This window comes from Idiomarina sp. 017G, assembly GCF_004362265.1.
Lineage (GTDB): Bacteria > Pseudomonadota > Gammaproteobacteria > Enterobacterales > Alteromonadaceae > Idiomarina > Idiomarina loihiensis.
On the sequence record NZ_SNWT01000001.1, the window covers coordinates 249,315 to 271,754 of the forward strand.

Sequence of the window (22,440 nt, forward strand, 5' to 3'; positions counted from 1 at the left end):
GTTTTTTTAGCCATTTTTCATAACTAAGCGATGATGGGTCGCAATTGACATGAGCATGCCGAAGCCGGCCATAAGTGTCACCATCGACGTGCCACCATAGCTGATTAAAGGTAATGGTACCCCAACCACTGGCAATAGTCCTGAAACCATACCAATATTTACAAAGACATAAACAAAGAAGGTGAGTGTTAATGAACCGGCCAGTAATTTACAAAAGATATCCTGGGTTTGTAGAGCAATAATTAGGCCTCGTAAAATAACAAAGCCGTACAAGGCAAGCAGAAGGATAACTCCGGTAAGGCCGAACTCCTCACTAAAAACAGAAAAAATAAAGTCGGTGTGACGTTCTGGTAGAAACTGAAGTTGAGATTGAGTTCCTTGAAGCCAGCCTTTACCATCAATGCCGCCTGAGCCGATGGCAATTTTTGACTGAATAATGTGGTAACCGGAACCGAGAGGATCACGCTCGGGGTTTAAAAAAGTGAGCACTCTTTGACGCTGGTAGTCGTGCATAAGATAAAACCAGAGCACAGGGGTAAAAGCCGCAGCAGAAATAGCCGCGGCGGTAACTAACTTCCAGCTTAGTCCAGCCAAAAATATAACGAAAAGTCCAGCGCAGGCAACCAGCAGAGAAGTCCCTAAGTCGGGTTGTCGGGCAATGAGTAAGGTTGGAATAATCACCAGCACTAAAGCGCCAAACAATCGATAAATGGAGGGCGGAATAGGGTGTTGATTCATATACCAGGCCAGCATAAGGGGCATGGCAAGTTTCATTATTTCTGACGGCTGTATGGTTAAAGGGCCTATATCCAGCCACCGTTGAGCGCCTTTCCCCATTTCCCCGAAAACAAGTACGGCCACTAGCAGCAGAACCCCGGCACCAAAGGCTGGCACCGCAAAGCGTGACAGGGCACGTGGTGGAATTTGTGCAACTACAAAAAGTACAACAAACGATAACCCAATACGTATCGACTGCCTTTCTACGACCTCCAGATCCTGCCCGGCAGCGCTGTAAATAACAAATAAACTAAGAACTGAGAGCACAACCAAAGGAATCAGCAGTGGCCCATCAATATGCAGTTTTTTCAGTAGCGGACTTCTTTGGCGTTCTTCAGTTGTCAGCATTTGTTTCTTCCTGCTGTTTTTTGCCATTGTTAAATCGGGTGTGCCAGACGTCTAATATTTTTCTTGCTACCGGTGCGGCGACACTTCCGCCGCCCCCAAGAGAGTTTTCTATTGCTACCACAACAACAACTTCAGGATCCTCTGCCGGAGCGTAACCCACGTACATCGCATTATCGCGATAGCGCTCGGCGATATCTTCTGCATTATATTCCTCTTCCTGTCCGAGGCTTCTGACCTGAGCTGTTCCGGTTTTGCCTGCCGACGAGTAGGGCGCGTCTTTAAACGCTCTATGCGCTGTACCTTTGGGTGACATGTTGACGTTACGCATCCCTTTAGTGATAACTTCCCAGTTGCTGCTATCGGATAAGGTCAATTTTTCCCGGTGGGCGATTAAAGCTTCTTCAAATACACCGTCTTGTATTTTACCGCGAAGCAGCCTGGGAATAAGGTGCTCACCTTTATTTGCAACCATGGCCGTTGCAACGGCTAGTTGCATAGGTGTTGCCGTCCAGTAACTCTGACCAATACCGACAGAAAGAGTTTCGCCCGCATACCAGGGCTGACCGAAACGCGCTCTTTTCCAACCACGAGATGGCATTAATGCAGAGACTTCTTCGTGAATATCGATGCCTGTTCTTTCGCCAAAACCAAACTCAGCCATAAAACTGGATATCTTATCGACGCCGAGCTTAAGGGCTAAATCGTAATAAAATGTATCACAGCTTTCAGTAATGGCTCTTTCTACATCGACCCAGCCGTGTCCCCAGGCCAGCCAGTCGCGGTAGCGTCGGTCAACGCCTTTTATTTCAAACCAGCCGGGGTCCCATATGCGAGTATCTTCGTCAATGGTGCCTTCTTCTAATCCGAGCAAACCGATTTGAGGTTTGATGGTTGATGCCGGAGGATAAGCCCCTTGAGTTACGCGGTTAAGCAACGGACTCTGAGTCGAATTCAACAACGATTGATACTGCTTAACCGAAATGCCATTGACGAACCAATTTGGATCGTAGCTGGGCGTGCTGACCATAGCCAGTATCCCACCGGTGGTGGCATCCATTAATATAATAGAGCCGCGTTGCTCACCTAGTAACTCCGCAGCTTTTCTCTGTAATTCAAGATCCAGCTCCAGAACGATGTCCTGACCCGGCTTAGGCGCTTCAATACTCAATGTCCTGACTGCACGCCCTCGGTTATTTACCTCAACACTCTGATAGCCGACTTCGCCATGGAGATCTTTCTCGTAGTATTTTTCTATACCGAGCTTTCCTATCGTCCGGCTGGCGGCGTAATTAGGTAGTTCGCCACTTTCACGCAGGCTCTCGACGTCTCTTGGGTTGATCTTGGCAACATAGCCAACTGCGTGTGTTAATAACTCTTTGTGAGGGTAGTTTCGTATCAAACGAGCTTCGATGCTTATGCCTGGGTACTTATGTTGATGTGCCGCAAAAACTGCCAGCTGTTTTTCATTCAATTCATCGAGCAAGGGCACATTATTAAAACGCCGCTGATTTTTTAGATTCCGGTAGAAGCGCTCAATAGTGCTGTCAGGAAAGTCGAGTAACTGCTGAAGTTGACTTAGGGTCTGCTCAAGATTATCGATTTCTTCCGGGGTAACATCCAGACTGTAAATTGGTGTGTTTTCTGCTAATAAAACACCGTTGCGGTCGTAAATTAAGCCCCGATTCGGCGCCAGAGGGAGTAATTTGATCCGGTTATCGTTAGAGCGCGTCTGAAGCTCGTTATGTTCACTCACCTGTAGGTGATACATGTTTGACGCCAGAGCAATAAAAGCAGCTACAACAATCACCATAGCAACGAGTACACGTCGCCCAAAAACGGCCGCTTCGGAGTCATGATCACGTATGTGGGTGCGGTGACGCATTATTATTCTTATTCTCTATGGTACGGATGATTGTTATTCAGGCTCCATGCCCGGTAAAGACTTTCTGCGACAATTAACCTCACTACTGGATGGGGCAATGTTAATTTGGACAAAGACCATCGCTGCTCTGCTGCTGCCAAGCATTCATCAGAAAGCCCTTCGGGCCCACCAATTAACAGAGTGACATCTCTACCGTCCATTTGCCACTTTTCTAATTGCTGAGCAAGTTTGGGAGTGTCCCAAGCCTGACCTTTGACTTCTAAAGTGACAATTCGGTTCCCTTTGGGTATGGCTTGCAGCAGCGATTTGCCTTCTTGTTGCATAACGCGGTTTAAGTCTGCTTTGCGTGTTCGCTTTTGAGCCGCTATTTCATGCAGCACTAGCTTACAATCCGCCGGGAACCGTTTTTTATATTCGTTGAAGCCTTCAGTAACCCACGTGGGCATTTTGGTGCCAACGGCGAGTAATTGAATTTGCACTGACTAGCCCCAGAGTTTTTCTAATTGATAGAAGTCGCGAATACTGTCTTGCATAACATGTATAACAACATCACCAAGGTCAACTAAAACCCACTCCGACTGTTCTCCACCTTCTACGCCAATAGGCGGCGTGCCAGCATGCTTTGCTTCTGTCGCTACATGTTCAGCAATGCTTCTTACATGCGTTTTCGAGCTGCCAGAGCAAATGATCATGTAGTCAACAACGTCGGTTTTATCATGAACATCTAAAATTTGAACGTCACGACCTTTAAGATCATCGATTTTATCAATGACAAATTCACGCAATTCTTCTGCCTGCAAAAGATTTTCTCCGATTTAAGGATTAAAACCCGAAGTTTAACAGAAATTAGGAAAAGTGTTCAGTTACAAATACAGCTGATGTTGTCTTATATAGTCATAAACATTGGAAGGTAGTGGCAGGTTTTTTTCACGCTGCTGAAGTTGTTTCCGCAGTTCAGTGGCGGAAACATCGACCATTGGAGTTTCTGCAATATAAAGCAGCCCCTGGCTTTGTGTATTCAAGGCGTTTTTATTGCGGGTCAGATGGACTGAAATAAACTCTTTGAGCTCGTCGTTTTTAGGGTTAAAAGGAGCTCCTGCTCTTGGCATAACAACAAGGTGAGCACACTCAATAAGCTGGCGCCAATGATGCCAGCGGTAAAGACTCATTAATGAATCCATCCCCATTACAAAGAGTAGGGTGTCATCAGGGAACTGAGTTTTAAATTCACTTAATGTATTGGCAGTAAAGGACGGTCTGTCCTGTCTTAATTCCCAGTCCTCGACAGTGAAAGCCTTGTGGTATTGAGACGCAAGCTTAACCATGTCTAACCGCTGCTCAGGGCTGGCATCCGGTTGTGGACGATGCGGCGGCACCGCGCTTGGCATTAATGCTAAAGTTGAAATACCAAGTTCTTTCACCAGAGCGGCTGCCGTTTGCAGGTGCCCGTTATGAATAGGATCGAAGGTGCCGCCAAAAATTGCGCGTATCATAGCTGAATAAATTTTTCGTTCGGTTCAATGCCGTGGTTAAATACCGAAAGTCCGTCATTAATGGCGTTGGCATTATTGCAGCAAAGTAAACTGAGTAGATGTGTTGTCAATGTAAGAGGAGATTCGCCGCTATCGAGCTTAAGCGCCGCTTCTATTCTCTCAATGAGTTGCTGTGCACTCAATAGAGTTTGCTGGCTCAATTGATTTGCGCGCTGGTGATACCCCGGTTGCTGATTAGGCCAAATCATAAATTGACGGAAAAGCGCGTTTGTATCGGTTTGTGTCTGCTTAGCTTTTTGCAACGCTGTTAGCAATTGTACTTCGCGCTGCAAAATCCAGATAAGCCTGTGAAAGTCATTTTCTTCGTCCAGTAAGCGCTCGAGACGATGCAACGCACCTTCGAAATCTTGCTGCTGGATACTTTCCTGCAGCGCAAACACACTAAAGCGGCTGACATCATCAATGGAGCTTTTCAGAAAGTCTTCCGTAATGACACCGTCGTTGCTCAGCAATTGCCATTTGCTGAGTTCCTGATCCAGAGCAAGTAAATTTCCTTCAAACCAGTCTGATAACTTTTCCGGGACACCCGCGGCGAGAGTGAGTTGATAACGCTGAGCACGCTGGTGAATAAAGGCGGGCAACTGTGACTTATCCGGGCTTTGGGTGCGAACCAGCGGACCGCGTTCTGCCAGTGCTTTAAACCAGCGACTGTTTTGGGTCTCTTTTTTTAACCGGTCGCCAATAACAACCAGAATTTCGCTGTCGGCCTGATTCTTTGCGTATTCGGTCAATGCGGCAGAACCGTCCCGACCGGGTTTGTTTTCGGGCAATTCCAGCTCAACCAGACGCTTATTGCCAAACAGACTCATTGACTGTTCTCCGGAAGACAGTTGTTGCCAGTCGAAGTCTTTACTTTGTAACCAATGCACCCGCTCGAGGTCATCACTGGCTAAGCTTTTTCGAATACTAGCCAGCGCGTCGTTCCTGAGTAAAAGGTCATCACCAAACACTAGCAGGACAGGGGGAATCCCATTCTGTTGCAGGAAGTGTTCGAGCTTTTCAGGGTAGATAGTTTGCATTGGCTAGGAATTCGATTCCGACATTTCGGAGATGATTTGTTGCAAAATAAGGCGTGACGCTTCGGCTCTCATTTCATCGACCAGCATTTCCCGTTCGCGGGTTTTAGCCAATACAAAGTTAGGGTCGTCCTGATAGTCCCGCGCGACTTCAACCGTTCGCTCAAGTAGCAGTTTTTCGTTGTTGAACAACTGATAATTGACCTGATACAAAAGCTCGTATTCTGCAACCTGGCCACTTTCAAACAACGACAATGTTCTTCGCTCTAACTTATCTGAAAGAAGCCGAACAACAACAGGCTGTTCCGCTTTAGATACCTGGATCCCCGAATGAATAAAGCGCTGCTCCATATGCTCACTTAATTCTTTTGAAACATGGCTTTGCAGAGAAACCGCCTGCAACGTTTCCGGTAGCTGGTAGTTTCCACGCAGCTGAAAGCCACACCCGTTAAGAGTGGCTATCAGCAGCAGGGTGAGTACAAGGTTTAAGGTAACGCGCATAGGTTATCCAACAACAATATTGAGAATTTTTCCGGGCACGTAGATTTTCTTACGAACGTCTTTGCCCTCAGTATGCTTTTGTACAGCTTCTTCATCAAAAGCAATTTGCTCAACTTGTTCCGCGGAAGCGTCGGCCGGTACGGTTAATTTGGCTCGAACCTTGCCATTAATTTGCACCACAATCAGTTTTTCGTCTTCAACCAACGCACTTTCGTCAACGGCCGGCCAGTCAGCGAAAGACAGTGGCTCCTGATGCCCCAGCTCCTGCCATAATTGCTCACAGATATGCGGCGTGATAGGCGCAAGCATACGAACCATCGCATCGATAGACTCAGCTAATACCTGACGGTCCGCTTCGCTTTCCAATGGCGCTTTTTGTAAGTGGTTGAGCAGCTCCATAATGGCTGCTATTGCTGTATTAAAGTGCTGGCGGCGTCCCATGTCATCGCTGACTTTAGCGATGGTTTTATGCAACTCGCGACGCAGCTGCTTTTGGTTTGCATTTAAGCTTTGACCTGAACAAGCGCCGCCGGCGTTATTTAAGTCGTAAGTCAGTTTCCATAGACGGCGTAAAAAGCGTTGCGCACCTTCAACACCAGAATCTGACCACTCCAGCGTCATTTCCGGTGGTGCGGCAAACATCATAAATAACCGTACGGTATCCGCGCCATAGCGTTCAACCATGGTTTGCGGGTCAACACCGTTATTTTTAGACTTTGACATTTTGCTCATGCCGCCGATATTAACCGGCTGGCCGTCTTGCTTATGTTTAGCTCCGGCGATGGCACCTTTGTCGTCACGCTCAATGTCAACTTCAAGAGGTGACACCCACTGCTTACCGCCTTTTTCATCTTCGCGGTAATAGCTGTCCGCCAGTACCATGCCTTGACACAGAAGACGCTTGAATGGCTCGTCAGATTCCACTAAGCCAGTATCGCGCAGTAACTTATGGAAGAAACGGGCATACAGCAAATGCAAAATGGCGTGTTCAATACCACCAATATATTGATCGACCGGTAACCAATAGTTAGCTTTTTCCGGATCCAGCATGGCATCATCAGTTTGTGCACTGCAGTAACGGGCGTAGTACCACGACGACTCCATAAAGGTGTCGAAGGTATCGGTTTCGTGTTCTGCTGGCTGGCCGTTATATTCGGTTTTACGCCATTCGGGATCAGATTTTATCGGTGAATTGACTCCGTCCATCACCACGTCTTCGGGCAGTTTAACCGGTAGCTGATCTTCAGGTACCGGCACAGACTCACCATTTTCCAGGTTCAGCATTGGAATTGGAGTTCCCCAGTAACGCTGACGAGATACTCCCCAGTCGCGCAAACGGTAATTGACTTTACGCTCACCAATGCCTTTCTCTTTTAGCTCGGTTGCAATAGCGTCAAAGGCTTGTGCCGAGCTCATGCCGTTATATGGCCCCGAGTTAATAACGGTGCCTTTCTCAGTAATGGCTGCTTTTTCAATGTCACTATCGCCACTAAGAGGTTCAATTACCGGGCGAATTTCCAACTGGTATTTCGTTGCAAACTCCCAGTCGCGCTGGTCATGTGCAGGCACGGCCATAACGGCACCGGAACCGTAATCCATTAAAACAAAGTTAGCGACCCACACCGGAATTTCTTCGCCGGTCATTGGGTGAACGGCTTTAATACCGGTGTCCATCCCCAGCTTTTCCATGGTGGCAATATCAGCTTCTGCAACTTTGCTGTTTTTGCACTCCTCAATGAATTTAGCCAGTTCAGGATTCGTTTTAGCGGCTTCCGTAGCTAAAGGATGCTGTGCTGCAACGCCCATGTAGGTAACACCGTAAAGTGTGTCCGGACGGGTGGTATAAACGCGTAAAGTCTGCTCCGAGGAGGCGACGTTGAAGTCAATTTCGACGCCCTCTGAGCGGCCGATCCAGTTACGTTGCATCGCTTTGACCTGTTCTGGCCAGCCATCAAGCTGATCCAAATCGTCTAACAGCTCTTCAGCGTAATCGGTTATTTTAATAAACCACTGAGGAATTTCTTTTTGCTCGACTTTAGCGCCTGAACGCCAGCCTCGGCCGTCAATGACTTGCTCATTGGCCAACACCGTCTGGTCTACCGGGTCCCAGTTGACCGTCGCATTCTTCTTATACACCAGGCCTTTTTCATAAAGCTTAGTGAAGAACCATTGTTCCCAGCGATAATAATCCGGCGAGCAAGTCGCGAGCTCACGGTTCCAGTCGTAGCCAAAACCTAAGCTTTTTAACTGCTCGCGCATGTAATCGATATTTTGATAAGTCCATTTCGCCGGTGCCGTTTTATTTTGTATAGCGGCATTTTCAGCAGGTAGCCCAAAGGCATCCCAGCCCATAGGTTGCATAACATTCTTTCCGAGCATACGCTGATGACGGCTAATGACATCACCTAAAGTATAATTACGAACATGCCCCATGTGCAGCTTTCCGCTAGGGTAGGGGAACATAGACAGGCAGTAGAACTTGTCTTTGCCCGGCTGCTCCTTTGCCGTAAATACGTCTTGTTCCTGCCAGCGTTTTTGCATGGCAGATTCGATTTTGCTCGGATTGTATTGTTCTTGCATAATTCCTGCTGATTCCGTTTGAATTTAAATATCGGTTTAGCTAATTGCGTACCACATAAGAAGTACAACGACTATGCCGGCCAGACCAAAAAAACCGTTTTCAAAAACAGCGCGTTGTTTGACTTCGGCAGGCTCTGACTTATCAATGGCGAACAACATGAGCCAGGAAGTGAGTCCCAGACCACCTGCAGCAATAAGCACAGCAAAAAGAATAGCGTCAAATATATTTTCCATAATGAGATCCCTGTGAAAAAATGGAAAAGAACAGCAACAGAATAGTTCTGCTAAGCCTTTATAGTGTACTGATTTTCGCGCCCGATGACTATGTCTGAGCGTGTTTCTTAGTACGTTTTGTAGCGATTACAGGTAACAAGCCAAACAGAGCCAGAATTATAGCTCCCCAGTTACCAATTTTATTAAATAACGTTGAACCACTAACCGGATAAACATCGGCAGATAATGCTGTTGCGGTAAACTGCGGAGCCAGCTCTATATATTGGCCATGTTCGTCAACGGCAGCTGTGACACCATTATTCGTTGCCCGCAATAAGGGTTTGCCAAGCTCCATTGCACGCATCCGCGCTATTTGCATGTGTTGCCAGGGGCCGTGTGAATCACCAAACCAAGTGTCATTGCTAATGGTCACCAGATAGTCGGTATCGTCGTAGGTATTGCTACGAACTTGCCCTGCAAAAGCTATTTCATAGCATATTGCCATGGCCAGGTTACTACCGTTAGCTTTAAGGTTAGGTTGTTGGTATCCCCCGCGGCTAAATGACGACATTGGGAGGTTAAATAACGGAGCCAGCGGGCGTAAAAGGTCTTCAAAGGGAACAAATTCCCCTATGGGCAGCAGTTGATGTTTTTGGTAGCGGTTAGCATTGCCGTAACTGTAGCTTTCTTCGTCCAGCACTATAACCGAGTTGTAAAAATCGTCGTTTAATCTGTCGTAGTCAATAATACCGGTAATTAAGGCTGAGCCGTTCATGCTCGCAGACTGTTCTACTGTATTGAGGACATCACTCGCGTAGGGCTCAAGTGCCGTTATAGCGGATTCAGGCCAAATAACCAGATCGTGGTTAAACTTGGGACGGGTTAAATCAAGGTAGCGCAGAATATTCGGCCATTGCTGTTCAGCCTGCCATTTTAATGACTGTTGGATGTTGCCCTGTACCAGCAATACCGACATAGATTCTGTTTTTCTCTCTGTGGGTTGTATTTTAGGAAATACGACAGCGCAAGTGAGAAAAACAAGTGGAATTAAAAGCGACGCCGGCTTTTTGAATCTTAGCGCCAGAACCAAAGTAATGGCAGTAAACCAAAGAGCCACCGTAATACCGGTTTCACCAATAACCGGAGCCAACCCACCGAAAATACCATCAGTTTGGCTGTAGCCGAGACTTAGCCAGGGGAAGCCCGTGAATAGCCAGCCTCTGAGTAGCTCAGCAATAAGCCAAAAGAAAGGCAGGCTGAAGCGCCAGGCAAATTTACGATGAGAGAGCTTCTGCCAACACCAAAATGCAATTGCAGGAAACAGTGCTAAATAAGCAAAGAGTAGTACTAATAGAAGCAGCGTAACCGGAACCGGAACACCACCATACTGATCGATGCTAACGTAAATCCAGCTTAAACCGGCACCGAACCAGCCCATGCCAAAGACAAAGCCAGCCCTGAATGCCCGTTTAGGGGCGAGGGGCCATATCAGTCTTACCACTATAGGCAGAATGATAAACGGCAGCCAATGCCAGTGAAAAGGTGAATAAGACAGCGTCAGGAGAGCGCCGCAAATCACTAACAGTAAAGAGCGTGTAACGCTTCCTGAGGGTGTTATCATTACTGTGCAGACTCCGGCGAGGTATCGGTATCAGAGTCCAGACTGACTTGCAGTTGTTGAATACGTCTTTTATCTGCGTTAGTGACCCGGAAAGTCATGTTACCGAGTTTAACTTCTTCACCTGCCTGTGGTAAATGGCCAAAGCCGTGCGCAACAAGGCCACCAACAGTGTCGTGTTCTTCATCACTGAAGTTGGTATCAAAGTATTGGTTAAAGTCTTCAATGGTAGTTAAAGCTTTTATTGAATAGCGGCTTGGGCTAAGGCGACGAATATTGTTTTTCTCATCGTTACCATGAGCATCGGTTTCGTCTTCAATTTCGCCAACTATTTCTTCCAGAATATCTTCAATAGTTACCAGGCCAGATACGCCGCCATACTCATCGACAACAATAGCCATATGGTAACGGTTGGAACGAAACTCTTTTAGTAACACATCAACGCGTTTACTCTCCGGAACGATAACCGCGGGGCGCATGACTTTGTCCAGCGAAAAGGCTTCGTCGGTCATGTTAAAGCCGTAGCTGAGCAAGTCTTTTGCTAACAGAATGCCTTCAACGTGATCTTTGTTGTCAGTAACAACCGGGTAACGACTGTGTTGAGAATCGATAACGATAGGCAGGAATTCGTCTACACCTTGATGGATATCAATGGTGACCATTTGTGAGCGTGGAATCATAATGTCGCGGACTTTAAGCTCAGCGACATCGAGAACGCCCTCAATCATCTCTCTGGTATCGTTGTCTATCAGGTCGCGGTCTTCGGCGTCCTGAATCAAATCGACGAGTTCTTCTCTGCTTTTCGGCTCACCAGCGAATACTTGCAGCAGTCTCGCTGCCCAGGATTTTCCCGATGAGCCGTTGGCTGAGTGGGGGTTGTCGTCGCTCATTGAGTGTTAAGCTCCATGTTGTCTGCGGTTTGATACGGGTCTGATATTCCCAGACTCGCTAAGATGTTACGTTCAATTTGTTCCATTTCTTCGGCTTCGTCGTCTTCAATATGATCGTAACCTAATAGGTGGAGAGTACCGTGTATCACCATATGCGTCCAGTGGTCGATGGCTGACTTTTGTTGCTCTTCAGCTTCACGTTCAACGACGCTCTGACAGATAACCAAATCACCTAACAAAGTGACGGGTAATTCGACCGGGCTATTGAAGGGGAAAGACAAAACATTGGTGGCGTAATCTTTATTACGGAACTCATTATTCAACTGCTGAGCTTCTTCTAATGCAGCAATGCGCACTGTTAGCTCAACCGCTTTATCATTTTCTTGCAGATAATCCAGAGTGGCTGCGACCCAACTGTGGACAGCGTTTTCCTCTGGAGCTTTGGTAATACCGTCAGCCAGTTGATAGTCTAGTGTTAAATCAGCCATTAGCTTTTATCGAATTCCTCGTAGGCTTGAACGATGCGCTGCACTACGGGGTGACGCACGACATCGCCGGCTTGAAAGAAGGTAAAGCTAATGTCTGTTACTTTATTTAGTACCTCAATGGCGTGCCTTAACCCTGAGCGTTGACCGCGGGGTAAATCCACCTGAGTGATGTCGCCGGTAATGACCGCTCGTGAATTAAAACCAATACGGGTCAGAAACATCTTCATTTGTTCACAAGTGGTATTCTGGCTTTCATCTAAAATAATGAAGGCATCATTCAGCGTTCGACCACGCATGTATGCTAACGGAGCCACCTCAATGACGTTACGCTCAATCAGCTTTTCAACTTTTTCAAAGCCGAGCATTTCAAATAAAGCGTCATAAAGAGGGCGCAAGTAAGGGTCTACTTTCTGAGCTAAGTCTCCCGGTAAGAAACCCAGCTTTTCACCCGCCTCTACCGCCGGACGAGTTAAGAGAATACGGCGCACTTCCTGACGTTCCAAAGCATCTACTGCACAAGCTACTGCCAGATAAGTTTTTCCGGTACCGGCAGGTCCAATACCAAAATTAACGTCATGAGCCAGAATGGCACGAACATAACCCGCCTGATTATGATTGCGAGGCTTAATTAAGCCGCGTTTGGTTTTAATGTGAGTCATTTTTTCAGCGGCAGGGTCGCCTTGATCGTCGCTTTGCTCAAGAACTTTGGCCTGCTGAATGGCCAGGTGAACTTGTTCGGGTTCAATCTGGCCTTCTTTGCCCTTTACGGTTGCCGTCTCAATGTAGAGATCGAGTAACAATTTGTGCACGGCTGCAACGCTGGCTGCGTGACCTATCAACTGAAACTGATGACCGCGGTGCGTTATTTCTACGCCGAGGCGACGCTCTATATGCTTCAGATTCTCATCTAAAGGACCGCAGAGATTGGAAAGCCGACGTGAATCCGTCGGCTCTAGCTCAAAATCAAGTGTCTGTGTTTGTGGACTCAATCGTTTCCTCTTTACTTAACTGGCTTGTCGAGGCATTCGAACAACGCCTAATTCATCAGGCTCGCTCGATTTTCCTCTTTGCAAAATAATTTCTGGTGCCGTATCTACACGAAGCCCCATATCGGCTTCTTCCCGAATTAACTCACCGCGTAGCGAGTTAGGAAGAACTTCGGTAATACGTACATCAACGAACTGTCCAATCATATGGGGTTGACCAACAAAATTTACAACCCGATTGTTTTCAGTGCGTCCGGTAAGCTCCATCGGGTTCTTTTTCGATGGTCCGGTAACCAATATGCGTTGCTCCGTCTCCAGCATACGACGAGCGTGCGCCATAGACTGTTGGTTCAAACGTTGCTGTAATAGCTGCAGCCGCTTTTTCTTGGTTTCTTCACTAATGTCGTCAGGTAAATCAGCCGCTGGCGTTCCCGGGCGAGCACTATAAATAAAGCTGAAGCTCATGTCGAAGTCAATGCTCTGGATAAGATCCATGGTTGCTTCAAAATCGGCATCGCTTTCGCCGGGGAAACCGATGATAAAATCTGATGACATGGCGATATCAGGGCGCGCTTTTTTCAAGGCGCGAATTTTCGATTTGTATTCCAACGCCGTGTGACCACGCTTCATCATGGTCAATATACGGTCTGAACCACTTTGTACTGGTAAGTGTAAATGGCTGACCAGCTCCGGAATGGTTTTATAGGCTTCGGTAATGTCGTCTGTAAATTCAACCGGATGCGATGTGGTATAGCGAATCCGATCAATACCATCAATTGCCGCAACCAGGTGCAGCAATTCAGCAAAGCGGCACACTTCGCCGTCGTAATGCTCACCGCGATAGGCGTTAACGTTTTGTCCTAACAGGTTTACTTCACGGACGCCTTGTTCCGCTAGTTGTGCAATTTCATAAATGACATCATCAACCGGGCGACTGACTTCTTCACCACGAGTGTAAGGCACAACACAGAATGAGCAATATTTGCTGCAGCCTTCCATAATAGAGACAAAAGCACTGGCACCGTCTGCTTTAGGCTCGGCTAGACGGTCAAACTTTTCAATTTCAGGAAAAGAGACGTCAACCATAGGCGCATGAGTCTCGCTGACCTGATTAACCATTTCCGGTAAGCGGTGCAAGGTTTGAGGGCCAAAGATAATATCGACAAAAGGCGCGCGGGCGCGTATTTCATTGCCTTCCTGAGAAGCAACGCAGCCACCAACACCAATCAATAAATTCGGATTGTTCTTTTTCAGGTTTTTCCAGCGACCTAACTGGTGAAAAACCTTTTCCTGCGCTTTTTCGCGGATGGAACAGGTGTTCAAAAGAATGAGATCGGCATCTTCGGCTTCTTCGGCAACATCGTAGCCGTGGGTTGAGTGGAGCAATTCCGCCATTTTGGTGGAATCGTACTCGTTCATCTGGCAACCCCAGGTTTTGATATATAACTTCTTACTCATGACCACTCGATGGTTGATGGATTTCGTATAAGGCGCTTATTTTATCGCGTATTGGAGCAGATTGCCAAGTTTGAAATGATTAACTTTTGCGCCGTGTTCGTATGGCAAAATAGCCTGCAACAACAATGATTAACGCGCCCCACAGCATGTGCCAGGCAAGTTCCTCTCCAAATAACCAGTAGCCGAGTAAAGCGGCGAACAAAACTGAGCTGTAAGTAAACACTCCAACCTTTGCCGGTGGGGCGATGGAAAAAGCTTTGGTCATAGCCAATTGCCCATAAACTGCCAGCAAGCCCATAACAACAACTCCAAGCCAGTGCTGAGTTGGAATAGGTTGCCACAACCACAGCAGCGGAAGCCCTGAAGCAATGGTGGCCAGAGTAGAAAAATAAAATACAATTTTACTTGTCGATTCGGTGTCTGACATGCGGCGAATGACGGTTTTGGTGAAGGCTGCGAATGCGGCGGCTAAAAAGGCTAACCCGATGACAGGTGAAAGCTCGCTGTTCATAGGGTCGAGAAAAATAAAGACACCAATAAAACCCAGCCCAATAGCCAGCCAGGTTTGTTTAGCCACATAGTCGTGTAGCCAAAGCCAGCCAATAACTGGAATTAAAAAGGGGGACAGCAACAGAACCAGAGTAGCCTGCGCCAGCGGAATTGTCGCAATAGCGTAGAAAAACAAGTACATAGCGGCAATGCCCGCAGCACCACGAATAAGGTGCAGTTTCAGGCGTTCTGTTTTTAAGTTGCCAAGACCTTTTCGCCATAACCAGGGAAGAAGAACGAGAAAGGCCATCAGGTTACGAAAAAAGACCAATTGCTCGAAAGGTTGATCCTGACTGATGTATTTAACCAGCGCACTGACGCCTGCAAAACTGGCTTCGGCACTTAAAATAAGCAAAGAAGCAATAATGACCGCTTTTTGTGAACTTTCCCTGGTCTGCATAAAAAACACTCTGAACATCGTCTTATTGACTATGATAACGGAAATTCACCACGAGATGTGTTATTTATAAGGGTTAGCGGGAATGTGAGGAGAGAGCGCGCGGTACATGAAACAGCTATCAGTATTAATAAATGGCGGCGGAATGGTTGGTGCGTCGGCAGCGCTGGCATTAGCGCAGCACGGTGCAAATGTGACCTTACTTGAACCTTTTCCTCCGGGAAAAGATAGCGGTACAGACCCTGATTGGGATTTACGCATATCGTCTGTGAATAACAGCAATTGGGAATGGTTGCTAGAGTTAGGCATTGGCGTTTGTGTGCGTCAGCAGCGGGTTTTCGATTATCAGAAACTGAGCGTAACATCGCAAAGTGGCCATAACCTGAGCTTTCAGGCGAATGAAGCGGGCTTATCCAAACTTGGCGTTATGGTCGAAAATAATGCTTTGCAGCTTGCGCTATGGACAAAACTGCGCTCTCTTAAGAACGTTGATTTACGAGAAGGCGAAACGCTCGATAAACTCAATGCCGGGACAAAAACAGTGGTTTTAAGTCAGGGCGATACGCTCAGTTATGATCTGTTGTTGGGCTGTGACGGAGCCAATTCTATAGTGGCGCAGCTTGCTGGTTTTCATTATCGGGGCTGGGACTACGAGCAACGTTGCTTATTAGCTAATGTCAGTCTGGAAAAGCCGATAGAACCTGAAACCTGGGAAGTTTTTCGCCCGCAGGGGCCTTATGCTCTACTGCCATTGACCGAGCAACAAGCTTGCCTTATAGACTACGGCTTACGTGACAACATCAACTCCCTGCAGAGAGACAAGGCGGGTCTTGAAGACTATTTGCGAGAGACCTTTTCTCCCCATATCGGTAATTTCCGGGTACTTAAAAGCGCTAGTTTTGCGCTGCAGAGAAAACATGCTGCACACTACGTTAAAGAAGGCTCTATTGTTTTATTAGGCGATGCTGCTCACAGTATTCACCCTATGGCCGGGCAGGGCGTTAATCTGGGGTTTGCCGATGTTCGCTGTCTGGTTGAGGTACTACAGGAAAATACTCCAAGCGTAGCTTTGGATAAATACGAAAAGACCCGGCAAGGCGAAAATGCGAAAATGATGAGAATGATGGATGCCATACAGTTTGGTTGGCGCAGTCGTAATCCAGTTATGCAGTTTGCAACCGCAGCATCCTTGAAAGTAGCTGCTTTTCCGTGGGTTAAGCGTTGCTTGTTAAAGCAGGCTGTGGGCGAATAACAGGCACAAAAAAACCACCTTAAGGTGGCCTTTCTGTTTTTCCACTTTTACTTGAGCAAGATTATACTCGAATAAAGTGGTGCGGAGGGGGGGACTTGAACCCCCACGTCCTTACGGACACTAGCACCTGAAGCTAGCGCGTCTACCAATTCCGCCACCACCGCAACAGTAGTTAGTATGGCTGGGGCACCAGGGATCGAACCTGGGAATCGCGGGATCAAAACCCGCTGCCTTACCGCTTGGCTATGCCCCATCCTACTAAGATGGCAATCACTTTTGGAAACAACTAATGGCTGGGGCACCAGGGATCGAACCTGGGAATCGCGGGATCAAAACCCGCTGCCTTACCGCTTGGCTATGCCCCAATTTTAGCTGGCTCTGAGAGTTGGTGCGGACGGAGAGACTTGAACTCTCACGCCGTGAGGCACTGGAACCTAAATCCAGCGTGTCTACCAATTCCACCACGTCCGCATCATTATCAGTTAAAGGTTGGTGGCTACGGCGAGATTCGAACTTGCGACCCCAGCATTATGAGTGCTGTGCTCTAACCAGCTGAGCTACGTAGCCATACCTTTTTACTTACCGCTCTCTGTGAGTGCGGCGCGTATTATGCAAATCGCTCCGCAGCCCGTCAACCTATTTTTGAGAAAAAACGATATTAACGGGCGCGTTTGAGCAAAAAAGCAGTTATTTGCTTAAAAAGGCAGCAAATCACCAGGGCAGGCTTTCTCCGTTGCTATGAAAAAACTGTCCGGTGGTATCTAAATTCAATTCTTCAATGCGTTGCATTAAACGTTCAGCTGCGGTTTCCGGTGGAATATCTCCGGCGTGGTTAACCATCTCGGTTTGTACAAAGCCCGGATGCAGCAGAACAACGGAAATACCTTTATCTTTTAGGTCCAGCGCCAGAGATTTGCCCGCTGCATTTAATGCGGCTTTTGACATTCGGTAACCATAACGACTACCGGAACCATTATCGCCAATGGAACCCATACGACTGGTAATCAATGCCACCTTGCTGCCGCCCGTCAAGTTTTTAAGCAGAGCTTCAGTGACTCGTAGCGGGGCTAACGCATTGACCTCAAATTGAGCACGGATATTACCGGCGTCTAGTTCACCCAGTTCGTCTTTATGAAGCAGTCCAGCGTTATTAATTAAAACATCAATTTTTTTATCACCGATGCTTTCCGTAAGACGAAGAAGATCTGACGCTTTTGTAACGTCAATGCCTTCAATAATATCGACATCTAACTCAGTCAGTTGCTTTGAGTTGTTACGGCAAACCGCAATAACTTTATAGCCTTTTTCAGCGTACTGGCGCGCAAACTCGTAGCCAATGCCGCGGTTTGCACCGGTAATTAAAACCTGTTGTTGACTCATTTTGTACTCCAAATACCAGGGGCGCTATTCGCTAACGCCACCTTCAGTTAATTTTTTCGGGTCCAGCAACTGCTCCAGCCGGTCACGACCTAAGTCGGTCATCTCATCAGCAACATCGATAATTGCTCTGCCATCTTTATAAGCTACTTTGGCAATTTCAGCGGCCTTATTGTAGCCAATGACCGGATTAAGAGCCGTTACCAGAATAGGGTTTTTCGCTAAAGCTTGTTGCAGTCGCTCTTCATTAACCTCGAAGTCGGCAATAGCTTTGCTTGCCAGAGCTTCACAACTGTTACTGAGTATATTAATGGACTGTAGTAAGTTGTAGCCAATAACCGGCAGCATAACGTTTAGCTGGAAGTTGCCTTGCTGAGCTGCGGTTGTAATTGTGGTGTGATTACCATTTACCTGAGCGGCAACCATAGCTACAGCTTCCGGAATAACCGGGTTCACTTTACCCGGCATAATACTGCTTCCGGGTTGTAATGCGGTTAGCTGAATTTCGCCTAAGCCCGCCAGTGGTCCACTGTTCATCCAGCGTAAGTCGTTACTGACTTTGAGTAAGGTAGTCGCCAGCGTATTCAGTTGTGCCGAGAGTTGTAAATTGATTTCCTGTCCGGCAATACCCGTAAAAGGGTTCGCGGAGTGTTTAAAGTCACTGCCGCTAAGCTGAGTCAACTGTTCGGCAAACTCAGCTGCGAATTCTTTAGGGGCATTTATTCCGGTACCTATTGCTGTACCGCCCTGAGGAAGAACGCGGCTGCGCTGCAATAACTGTGGAAGTTGTTCAGCTGTAACGTCCAACTGACCCGCCCAGGCTTCAAGTTCTTGCGCCATGGTCATTGGCATGGCATCCATTAAATGGGTTCTGCCGGTTTTTACCACATTGCGTAGCTCAATGGCTTTCTTGCGAATGGTGTCAATAAGACCTTTTAAAGCCGGTTCTAACTGTTTTTCTACAGCCAGCACACTCGCTACCTGAATGGCGGTAGGTATAACATCGTTGCTTGACTGGCTTTGGTTCACATGGTCATTGGGGTGAATTTCAACACCGTTTTGTTTAGCTAAATTGGCAATAACCTCGTTCACATTCATATTGGAACTGGTGCCTGAACCGGTTTGAAATACATCGATAGGGAAGTGCTCTAAGTGTTGACCGTTAATGATTTCTTTAGCCGCTTTAATAATGGCGTCAGCCTGTTCCTTTTCTAACTGACCGATTTTAGCGTTTGCTCCGGCCGCACTCGCTTTAACCATTGCGATGGCTTGTATTAGCTGAGTGGGTAAAGTTAACCCGCTGATGGAAAAGTTATCAACGGCGCGTTGAGTTTGTGCAGCATAAAGTGCTTTTGAGGGGACTTTGACCTCGCCCATACTGTCTTTCTCTGTGCGATAATCCTGACTCATGAATATCCCTCCTGTCATAAGCTTAAGAGTAAAAGCTTCGTATCGAAACTAGTATGTCGACACTGAGTATTTCAAATACCAATAATGAACCATAGTGGATCATTAATACGTACTCCAATCATAGCGCAGTTTCGTTTTTTCGGTTACGGTTGACTGATGTGCGCCCAATGGTAATTTTGTGGAGGATCCTGTGTGAAGCGATTTTTTGTTGGTGTTTTTTTCATGGTATCTGCGGTTCAAAACGTGGTTGCAGATACCGTAACGGTTGAGGTTGTGGCCGCAGATGGTCAGCCGTTGGTAAATGCTGCACTATTAATTGAGAGGGAAAAGCCGTCTGTCAAAGTGCCTGGGCAGTCGGCGGTAGTTGATCAGGTGGACAAGCAGTTTACGCCCACGGTTAGCGCAGTAGAGCCTGGCACTGACGTTGTTTTTCCTAACAGTGATAACATTCGACACCATGTTTACTCTTTCTCTGCGGCTAAGAATTTTGAGTTAAAACTTTATTCCGATAAAGAAAAGCCAAGTGTTAATTTTGATAAAGCTGGCATAGTGACTCTCGGGTGCAATATTCACGACCAGATGGTTGCCTATGTGTTGGTAAGTGACGAATATGATGTTGCTGTAACGAATGAACAAGGTATTGCGGAGCTTAATCTGGAAGAAAGAGAACCGCCCGCTGAAATCAAGGTTTGGCATTATTGGATGGGGGACGAATTGTCTAAAGCACAGAGCGTGCAATTAGCCTCAGATTCAGGGAAGCTAACCGCGCAGGTGCAAGTATCACCGCCGGTGCAGAAAGATAAAGAGCCGTCGCGGCTGGAACAGCGCTTTAATCGTAGAGGGAATTGATGATAACACGGTTCAGAACCCGTTTAGTTCTCATCCTTGCAGGGCTTGTAGCTGGCGCTTTGTTGGTTGCGTTAGCTGCAGTTTGGGTCGCTACAGAGAATCAGTTAGGCCGCTCCATTGAACGTGAGCTTAGTGTCAGTGAAAGAGTCTTCCGGGAGCTTCTGGATAGCCGTAGCGCTCAGTTGTTGCAAGCGGCAGAAGTTCTTACCGATGATTTTGGGTTTAAACGCGCGGTGGCTTCAAAAGATCGGGAAACCATAGTGTCAGCTTTGGTCAATTACGGTGAGCGCATTGAAGCTGAGTTGATGGTGCTGCAAACTCCCGAGGGCGAAGAAATAGCATCATCTCATGCTTTTGATAAGCTACGCATTAGCCATAGTGGGGCAGGCTCGAACAGTGAACTGGCGGTTGTCGAAGGAGAACTGTTTCAACTGGTTACAGTACCGGTTAATGCTCCAAATCTTATTGCCTGGGCAACCTTAGGTTTTAAAGTGGATTCGGGGTTAGCAGAAGAGTTAAAAAACCTGGCTAATGCCGATATCACCCTGTGGCTGGAGAACTCGGGAAAAGTCATTGCTTCCAGTCTGGAGGCCCGACAAGTGTCCTCGTTTGCAAAAGCCCTGAACAAAGACGGTCATACTCTTGATAACTGGCTGTTAAGCCAGGAACTGGCGGGGAGTGAAGTGGTGCTTGATGCCGGTTCCGATGACGCCGTTCATGTGGCATTGACAACGTCACTTGAAACGGCGGCCGCCGAGTTCACACGGCTGCATTGGCAAATTGCTTTAATTGCAATTGTCGCTCTGGTTATAGCGATGCTTTTAGCGGCGATTATAGCCCGAGGGGTTTCTCGTCCGTTACAGCAGTTATCGGGAGCGGCTAGGAAATTACAGCAAGGCGACTACAGCGAATCCGAGTTGTCGCTGAACGACGATGAGTTCGGAGAGCTGGCCAATACCTTTGGCAGCATGCGCAAGGCTATTTCCGAACGTGAAAAAAGAATTTCTTATCAGGCATCTCATGACCATTTAACCGATTTACCGAATCGTTCGTTTTTCCGTGAGCAGTTACAGTACCGTTTAGATGGCAATACCAGCTCCGGATGCCTGTTATTGTTGAATATTCATCAATTCAGAGTTCTCAACGACAGTGTGGGGCAGGAAATCGGTGATGACATCCTGCGTCAGTTATCTGCCCGGCTGAAGTGGTGTTGTGGCAACGCTGAATTATTGGCTCGCATCGGTGGCGACGAATTTGCTGTTTTATACGCTTCTGATAAGTCCGAATTCGATCTCGACAACAAAATTAAAGAGCTTCACTCTTTTCTTGATACGCCTTTTAAAGTCGGCGACAGTGATTATCGACTGGCCTTTAATATCGGTGTTGTTTATTTTCCTGGGCATGGCAACGAGGTCGATTTACTTATTCGTCGCGCGCAAGTCAGTGTTCAGCAGTCCAAACTCCAGAAGAGCTTTTATGTTGAATATAAGAGTGGATTGGACGAACAATACATGCGACGTCTGCAAATTATCGAGTCCCTTAAAGACGCAGTAGCGGATAAGGAGCTACATCTTGTACTGCAACCTAAAATTAATTGCCAGACGGGTTCAGTGGTGGGGGCTGAGGTACTGTTGAGATGGCAAAGTGATAAGCTCGGATTTGTCGGACCGGATGAATTTATTCCGTTAGCAGAGCAATCCGGAGCCATTACAGAGTTGACCAACTGGGTGTGCAGAGAGTCGGCCAAACTGCTTCAGAGCTGGCATGAGCAGGGGCGGACTTTAAAATTGAGCATCAATTTGTCAACCGTCGACTTATTGAGCGACACCTTACCCTTGCTGTTTGAACAACTCATTATTGATTTTCCTGAGTTGCCAAAATTACTGGTACTGGAAATTACAGAAAGTGCGGTAATGAAAGACCCGGAAAAAGCCATTGCCCGGCTGGAAACATTGAAGCGTCTTGGGTTTTCAATATCAATTGATGACTACGGTACCGGGCACTCCTCATTGGCGCAATTGCGGCGTTTACCGGTAGAGGAATTGAAAGTAGACCGGGCCTTTGTACAGCATTTGAGCGAGGAGTCTAAGGACAAATCTATTGTTCGTTCAACCATACACTTAGCTCACGAGTTAGGTCTTCGTGTCGTTGCAGAAGGTGTGGAAAATGAGGATAGCTGGAGAGTGTTGCAGTCGATGCATTGCGATGAGTTGCAAGGCTATTTCTTTAGCAAACCCTTACCAATTTCAGGCTTTATAGATTACTTAAATAACCATGAAACCAATGGATGATAACG

General features: G+C 47.2%; 20 protein-coding genes and 5 tRNA genes. 3 read left to right on the forward strand and 22 right to left on the reverse strand.

Features of this window, described 5'->3' with window-relative positions; genetic code table 11:
• Positions 1-6 precede the first annotated feature (6 nt).
• From rodA to DEU30_RS01240, 15 genes are all read right to left on the reverse strand, one after another.
• Positions 7-1,125, reverse strand: a complete 1,119-nt coding sequence (gene rodA, locus DEU30_RS01170; protein ID WP_114981539.1) for a rod shape-determining protein RodA — start codon at positions 1,123-1,125, stop codon at positions 7-9.
• Positions 1,112-3,007: a penicillin-binding protein 2 gene (mrdA, locus tag DEU30_RS01175; protein WP_011234204.1), complete on the reverse strand. Its 1,896-nt coding sequence runs from the start codon at positions 3,005-3,007 to the stop codon at positions 1,112-1,114. Before mrdA ends, rodA begins: the two co-directional genes overlap by 14 nt.
• 8 nt (positions 3,008-3,015) lie before the next feature.
• Positions 3,016-3,486 (reverse strand): 23S rRNA (pseudouridine(1915)-N(3))-methyltransferase RlmH, encoded by a 471-nt coding sequence (rlmH, locus tag DEU30_RS01180; RefSeq protein WP_011234203.1) that lies wholly within the window; start codon positions 3,484-3,486, stop codon positions 3,016-3,018.
• 3 nt (positions 3,487-3,489) lie between these two features.
• On the reverse strand, positions 3,490-3,807 hold the full coding sequence (gene rsfS, locus DEU30_RS01185; RefSeq protein WP_011234202.1) for a ribosome silencing factor: 318 nt from the start codon (positions 3,805-3,807) through the stop codon (positions 3,490-3,492).
• Between the two features lie 63 nt (positions 3,808-3,870).
• Positions 3,871-4,500: a nicotinate-nucleotide adenylyltransferase gene (nadD, locus tag DEU30_RS01190; RefSeq protein ID WP_114981538.1), complete on the reverse strand. Its 630-nt coding sequence runs from the start codon at positions 4,498-4,500 to the stop codon at positions 3,871-3,873.
• A complete protein-coding gene (holA, locus tag DEU30_RS01195) occupies positions 4,497-5,579 on the reverse strand; it encodes a DNA polymerase III subunit delta (RefSeq protein WP_114981537.1) in 1,083 nt (360 codons plus the stop codon). The genes nadD and holA overlap by 4 nt, the downstream gene beginning before the upstream one ends.
• Positions 5,580-5,582: 3 nt before the next feature.
• A complete protein-coding gene (gene lptE, locus DEU30_RS01200; RefSeq protein ID WP_011234199.1) occupies positions 5,583-6,077 on the reverse strand; it encodes an LPS assembly lipoprotein LptE in 495 nt (164 codons plus the stop codon).
• A gap of 3 nt (positions 6,078-6,080) precedes the next feature.
• A complete protein-coding gene (gene leuS / locus DEU30_RS01205) occupies positions 6,081-8,657 on the reverse strand; it encodes a leucine--tRNA ligase (protein WP_114981536.1) in 2,577 nt (858 codons plus the stop codon).
• Positions 8,658-8,693: 36 nt separating this feature from the next.
• Entirely contained in the window at positions 8,694-8,891 is a 198-nt protein-coding gene (locus DEU30_RS01210; RefSeq protein WP_011234197.1) for a hypothetical protein, read from the reverse strand.
• Positions 8,892-8,979: 88 nt separating this feature from the next.
• Positions 8,980-10,491, reverse strand: a complete 1,512-nt coding sequence (gene lnt, locus DEU30_RS01215; RefSeq protein ID WP_114981535.1) for an apolipoprotein N-acyltransferase — start codon at positions 10,489-10,491, stop codon at positions 8,980-8,982.
• Complete coding sequence (gene corC / locus DEU30_RS01220; RefSeq protein ID WP_011234195.1) at positions 10,491-11,378, reverse strand: CNNM family magnesium/cobalt transport protein CorC; 888 nt, start codon at positions 11,376-11,378, stop codon at positions 10,491-10,493. Before corC ends, lnt begins: the two co-directional genes overlap by 1 nt.
• The gene (gene ybeY, locus DEU30_RS01225) at positions 11,375-11,866 is read right to left on the reverse strand and encodes an rRNA maturation RNase YbeY (protein WP_011234194.1); all 492 of its coding nucleotides are present in this window, start codon (positions 11,864-11,866) and stop codon (positions 11,375-11,377) included. Before ybeY ends, corC begins: the two co-directional genes overlap by 4 nt.
• The gene (locus DEU30_RS01230) at positions 11,866-12,855 is read right to left on the reverse strand and encodes a PhoH family protein (RefSeq protein WP_114981534.1); all 990 of its coding nucleotides are present in this window, start codon (positions 12,853-12,855) and stop codon (positions 11,866-11,868) included. The genes ybeY and DEU30_RS01230 overlap by 1 nt, the downstream gene beginning before the upstream one ends.
• Positions 12,856-12,870: 15 nt before the next feature.
• Entirely contained in the window at positions 12,871-14,310 is a 1,440-nt protein-coding gene (gene miaB, locus DEU30_RS01235) for a tRNA (N6-isopentenyl adenosine(37)-C2)-methylthiotransferase MiaB (protein ID WP_011234192.1), read from the reverse strand.
• Between the two features lie 79 nt (positions 14,311-14,389).
• Positions 14,390-15,259 carry a DMT family transporter gene (locus tag DEU30_RS01240; protein WP_011234191.1) on the reverse strand — a complete coding sequence of 290 codons (870 nt, stop codon included), beginning with the start codon at positions 15,257-15,259 and terminating at the stop codon, positions 14,390-14,392.
• 106 nt (positions 15,260-15,365) lie between these two features.
• On the opposite strand from DEU30_RS01240, the gene DEU30_RS01245 reads away from it, so the two are divergent.
• Positions 15,366-16,508 (forward strand): FAD-dependent oxidoreductase, encoded by a 1,143-nt coding sequence (locus tag DEU30_RS01245; protein ID WP_114981533.1) that lies wholly within the window; start codon positions 15,366-15,368, stop codon positions 16,506-16,508.
• Between the two features lie 77 nt (positions 16,509-16,585).
• Here DEU30_RS01245 and DEU30_RS01250 read toward each other — a convergent pair.
• The 7 genes from DEU30_RS01250 to DEU30_RS01280 all read right to left on the reverse strand — a co-directional run bounded on the left by DEU30_RS01250 (position 16,586) and on the right by DEU30_RS01280 (position 19,295).
• Positions 16,586-16,672, reverse strand: a tRNA-Leu gene (locus DEU30_RS01250).
• Positions 16,673-16,686: 14 nt separating this feature from the next.
• Positions 16,687-16,761 (reverse strand) — tRNA-Gln (locus DEU30_RS01255).
• Between the two features lie 37 nt (positions 16,762-16,798).
• Positions 16,799-16,873: transfer RNA gene (locus DEU30_RS01260), tRNA-Gln, on the reverse strand.
• 21 nt (positions 16,874-16,894) lie between these two features.
• Positions 16,895-16,979, reverse strand: a tRNA-Leu gene (locus DEU30_RS01265).
• A gap of 19 nt (positions 16,980-16,998) precedes the next feature.
• Positions 16,999-17,075, reverse strand: a tRNA-Met gene (locus tag DEU30_RS01270).
• Positions 17,076-17,219: 144 nt separating this feature from the next.
• Entirely contained in the window at positions 17,220-17,888 is a 669-nt protein-coding gene (locus tag DEU30_RS01275; protein ID WP_110012600.1) for an SDR family oxidoreductase, read from the reverse strand.
• 24 nt (positions 17,889-17,912) lie between these two features.
• Positions 17,913-19,295, reverse strand: coding sequence for a class II fumarate hydratase (locus DEU30_RS01280; RefSeq protein ID WP_114981532.1), 1,383 nt, complete (start codon positions 19,293-19,295; stop codon positions 17,913-17,915).
• Between the two features lie 192 nt (positions 19,296-19,487).
• On the opposite strand from DEU30_RS01280, the gene DEU30_RS01285 reads away from it, so the two are divergent.
• Both DEU30_RS01285 and DEU30_RS01290 read left to right on the forward strand, forming a co-directional pair.
• Positions 19,488-20,144, forward strand: a complete 657-nt coding sequence (locus tag DEU30_RS01285; protein WP_227016308.1) for a methylamine utilization protein — start codon at positions 19,488-19,490, stop codon at positions 20,142-20,144.
• Positions 20,144-22,435, forward strand: coding sequence for an EAL domain-containing protein (locus DEU30_RS01290; RefSeq protein ID WP_114981531.1), 2,292 nt, complete (start codon positions 20,144-20,146; stop codon positions 22,433-22,435). Before DEU30_RS01285 ends, DEU30_RS01290 begins: the two co-directional genes overlap by 1 nt.
• The last annotated feature ends 5 nt before the right edge of the window (positions 22,436-22,440 follow it).

Excerpts from the sequence above, each read along its gene's own strand:
- rodA (WP_114981539.1), bottom strand. The coding sequence starts at position 1,125 with ATGCTGACAACTGAAGAACGCCAAAGAAGTCCGCTACTGAAAAAACTG.
- mrdA (WP_011234204.1), bottom strand. The coding sequence starts at position 3,007 with ATGCGTCACCGCACCCACATACGTGATCATGACTCCGAAGCGGCCGTT.
- nadD (WP_114981538.1), bottom strand. The coding sequence starts at position 4,500 with ATGATACGCGCAATTTTTGGCGGCACCTTCGATCCTATTCATAACGGG.
- holA (WP_114981537.1), bottom strand. The coding sequence starts at position 5,579 with ATGCAAACTATCTACCCTGAAAAGCTCGAACACTTCCTGCAACAGAAT.
- lptE (WP_011234199.1), bottom strand. The coding sequence starts at position 6,077 with ATGCGCGTTACCTTAAACCTTGTACTCACCCTGCTGCTGATAGCCACT.
- leuS (WP_114981536.1), bottom strand. The coding sequence starts at position 8,657 with ATGCAAGAACAATACAATCCGAGCAAAATCGAATCTGCCATGCAAAAA.
- DEU30_RS01210 (WP_011234197.1), bottom strand. The coding sequence starts at position 8,891 with ATGGAAAATATATTTGACGCTATTCTTTTTGCTGTGCTTATTGCTGCA.
- lnt (WP_114981535.1), bottom strand. The coding sequence starts at position 10,491 with ATGATAACACCCTCAGGAAGCGTTACACGCTCTTTACTGTTAGTGATT.
- corC (WP_011234195.1), bottom strand. The coding sequence starts at position 11,378 with ATGAGCGACGACAACCCCCACTCAGCCAACGGCTCATCGGGAAAATCC.
- ybeY (WP_011234194.1), bottom strand. The coding sequence starts at position 11,866 with ATGGCTGATTTAACACTAGACTATCAACTGGCTGACGGTATTACCAAA.
- miaB (WP_011234192.1), bottom strand. The coding sequence starts at position 14,310 with ATGAGTAAGAAGTTATATATCAAAACCTGGGGTTGCCAGATGAACGAG.
- DEU30_RS01240 (WP_011234191.1), bottom strand. The coding sequence starts at position 15,259 with ATGCAGACCAGGGAAAGTTCACAAAAAGCGGTCATTATTGCTTCTTTG.
- DEU30_RS01245 (WP_114981533.1), top strand. The coding sequence starts at position 15,366 with ATGAAACAGCTATCAGTATTAATAAATGGCGGCGGAATGGTTGGTGCG.
- DEU30_RS01275 (WP_110012600.1), bottom strand. The coding sequence starts at position 17,888 with ATGAGTCAACAACAGGTTTTAATTACCGGTGCAAACCGCGGCATTGGC.
- DEU30_RS01280 (WP_114981532.1), bottom strand. The coding sequence starts at position 19,295 with ATGAGTCAGGATTATCGCACAGAGAAAGACAGTATGGGCGAGGTCAAA.
- DEU30_RS01290 (WP_114981531.1), top strand. The coding sequence starts at position 20,144 with ATGATAACACGGTTCAGAACCCGTTTAGTTCTCATCCTTGCAGGGCTT.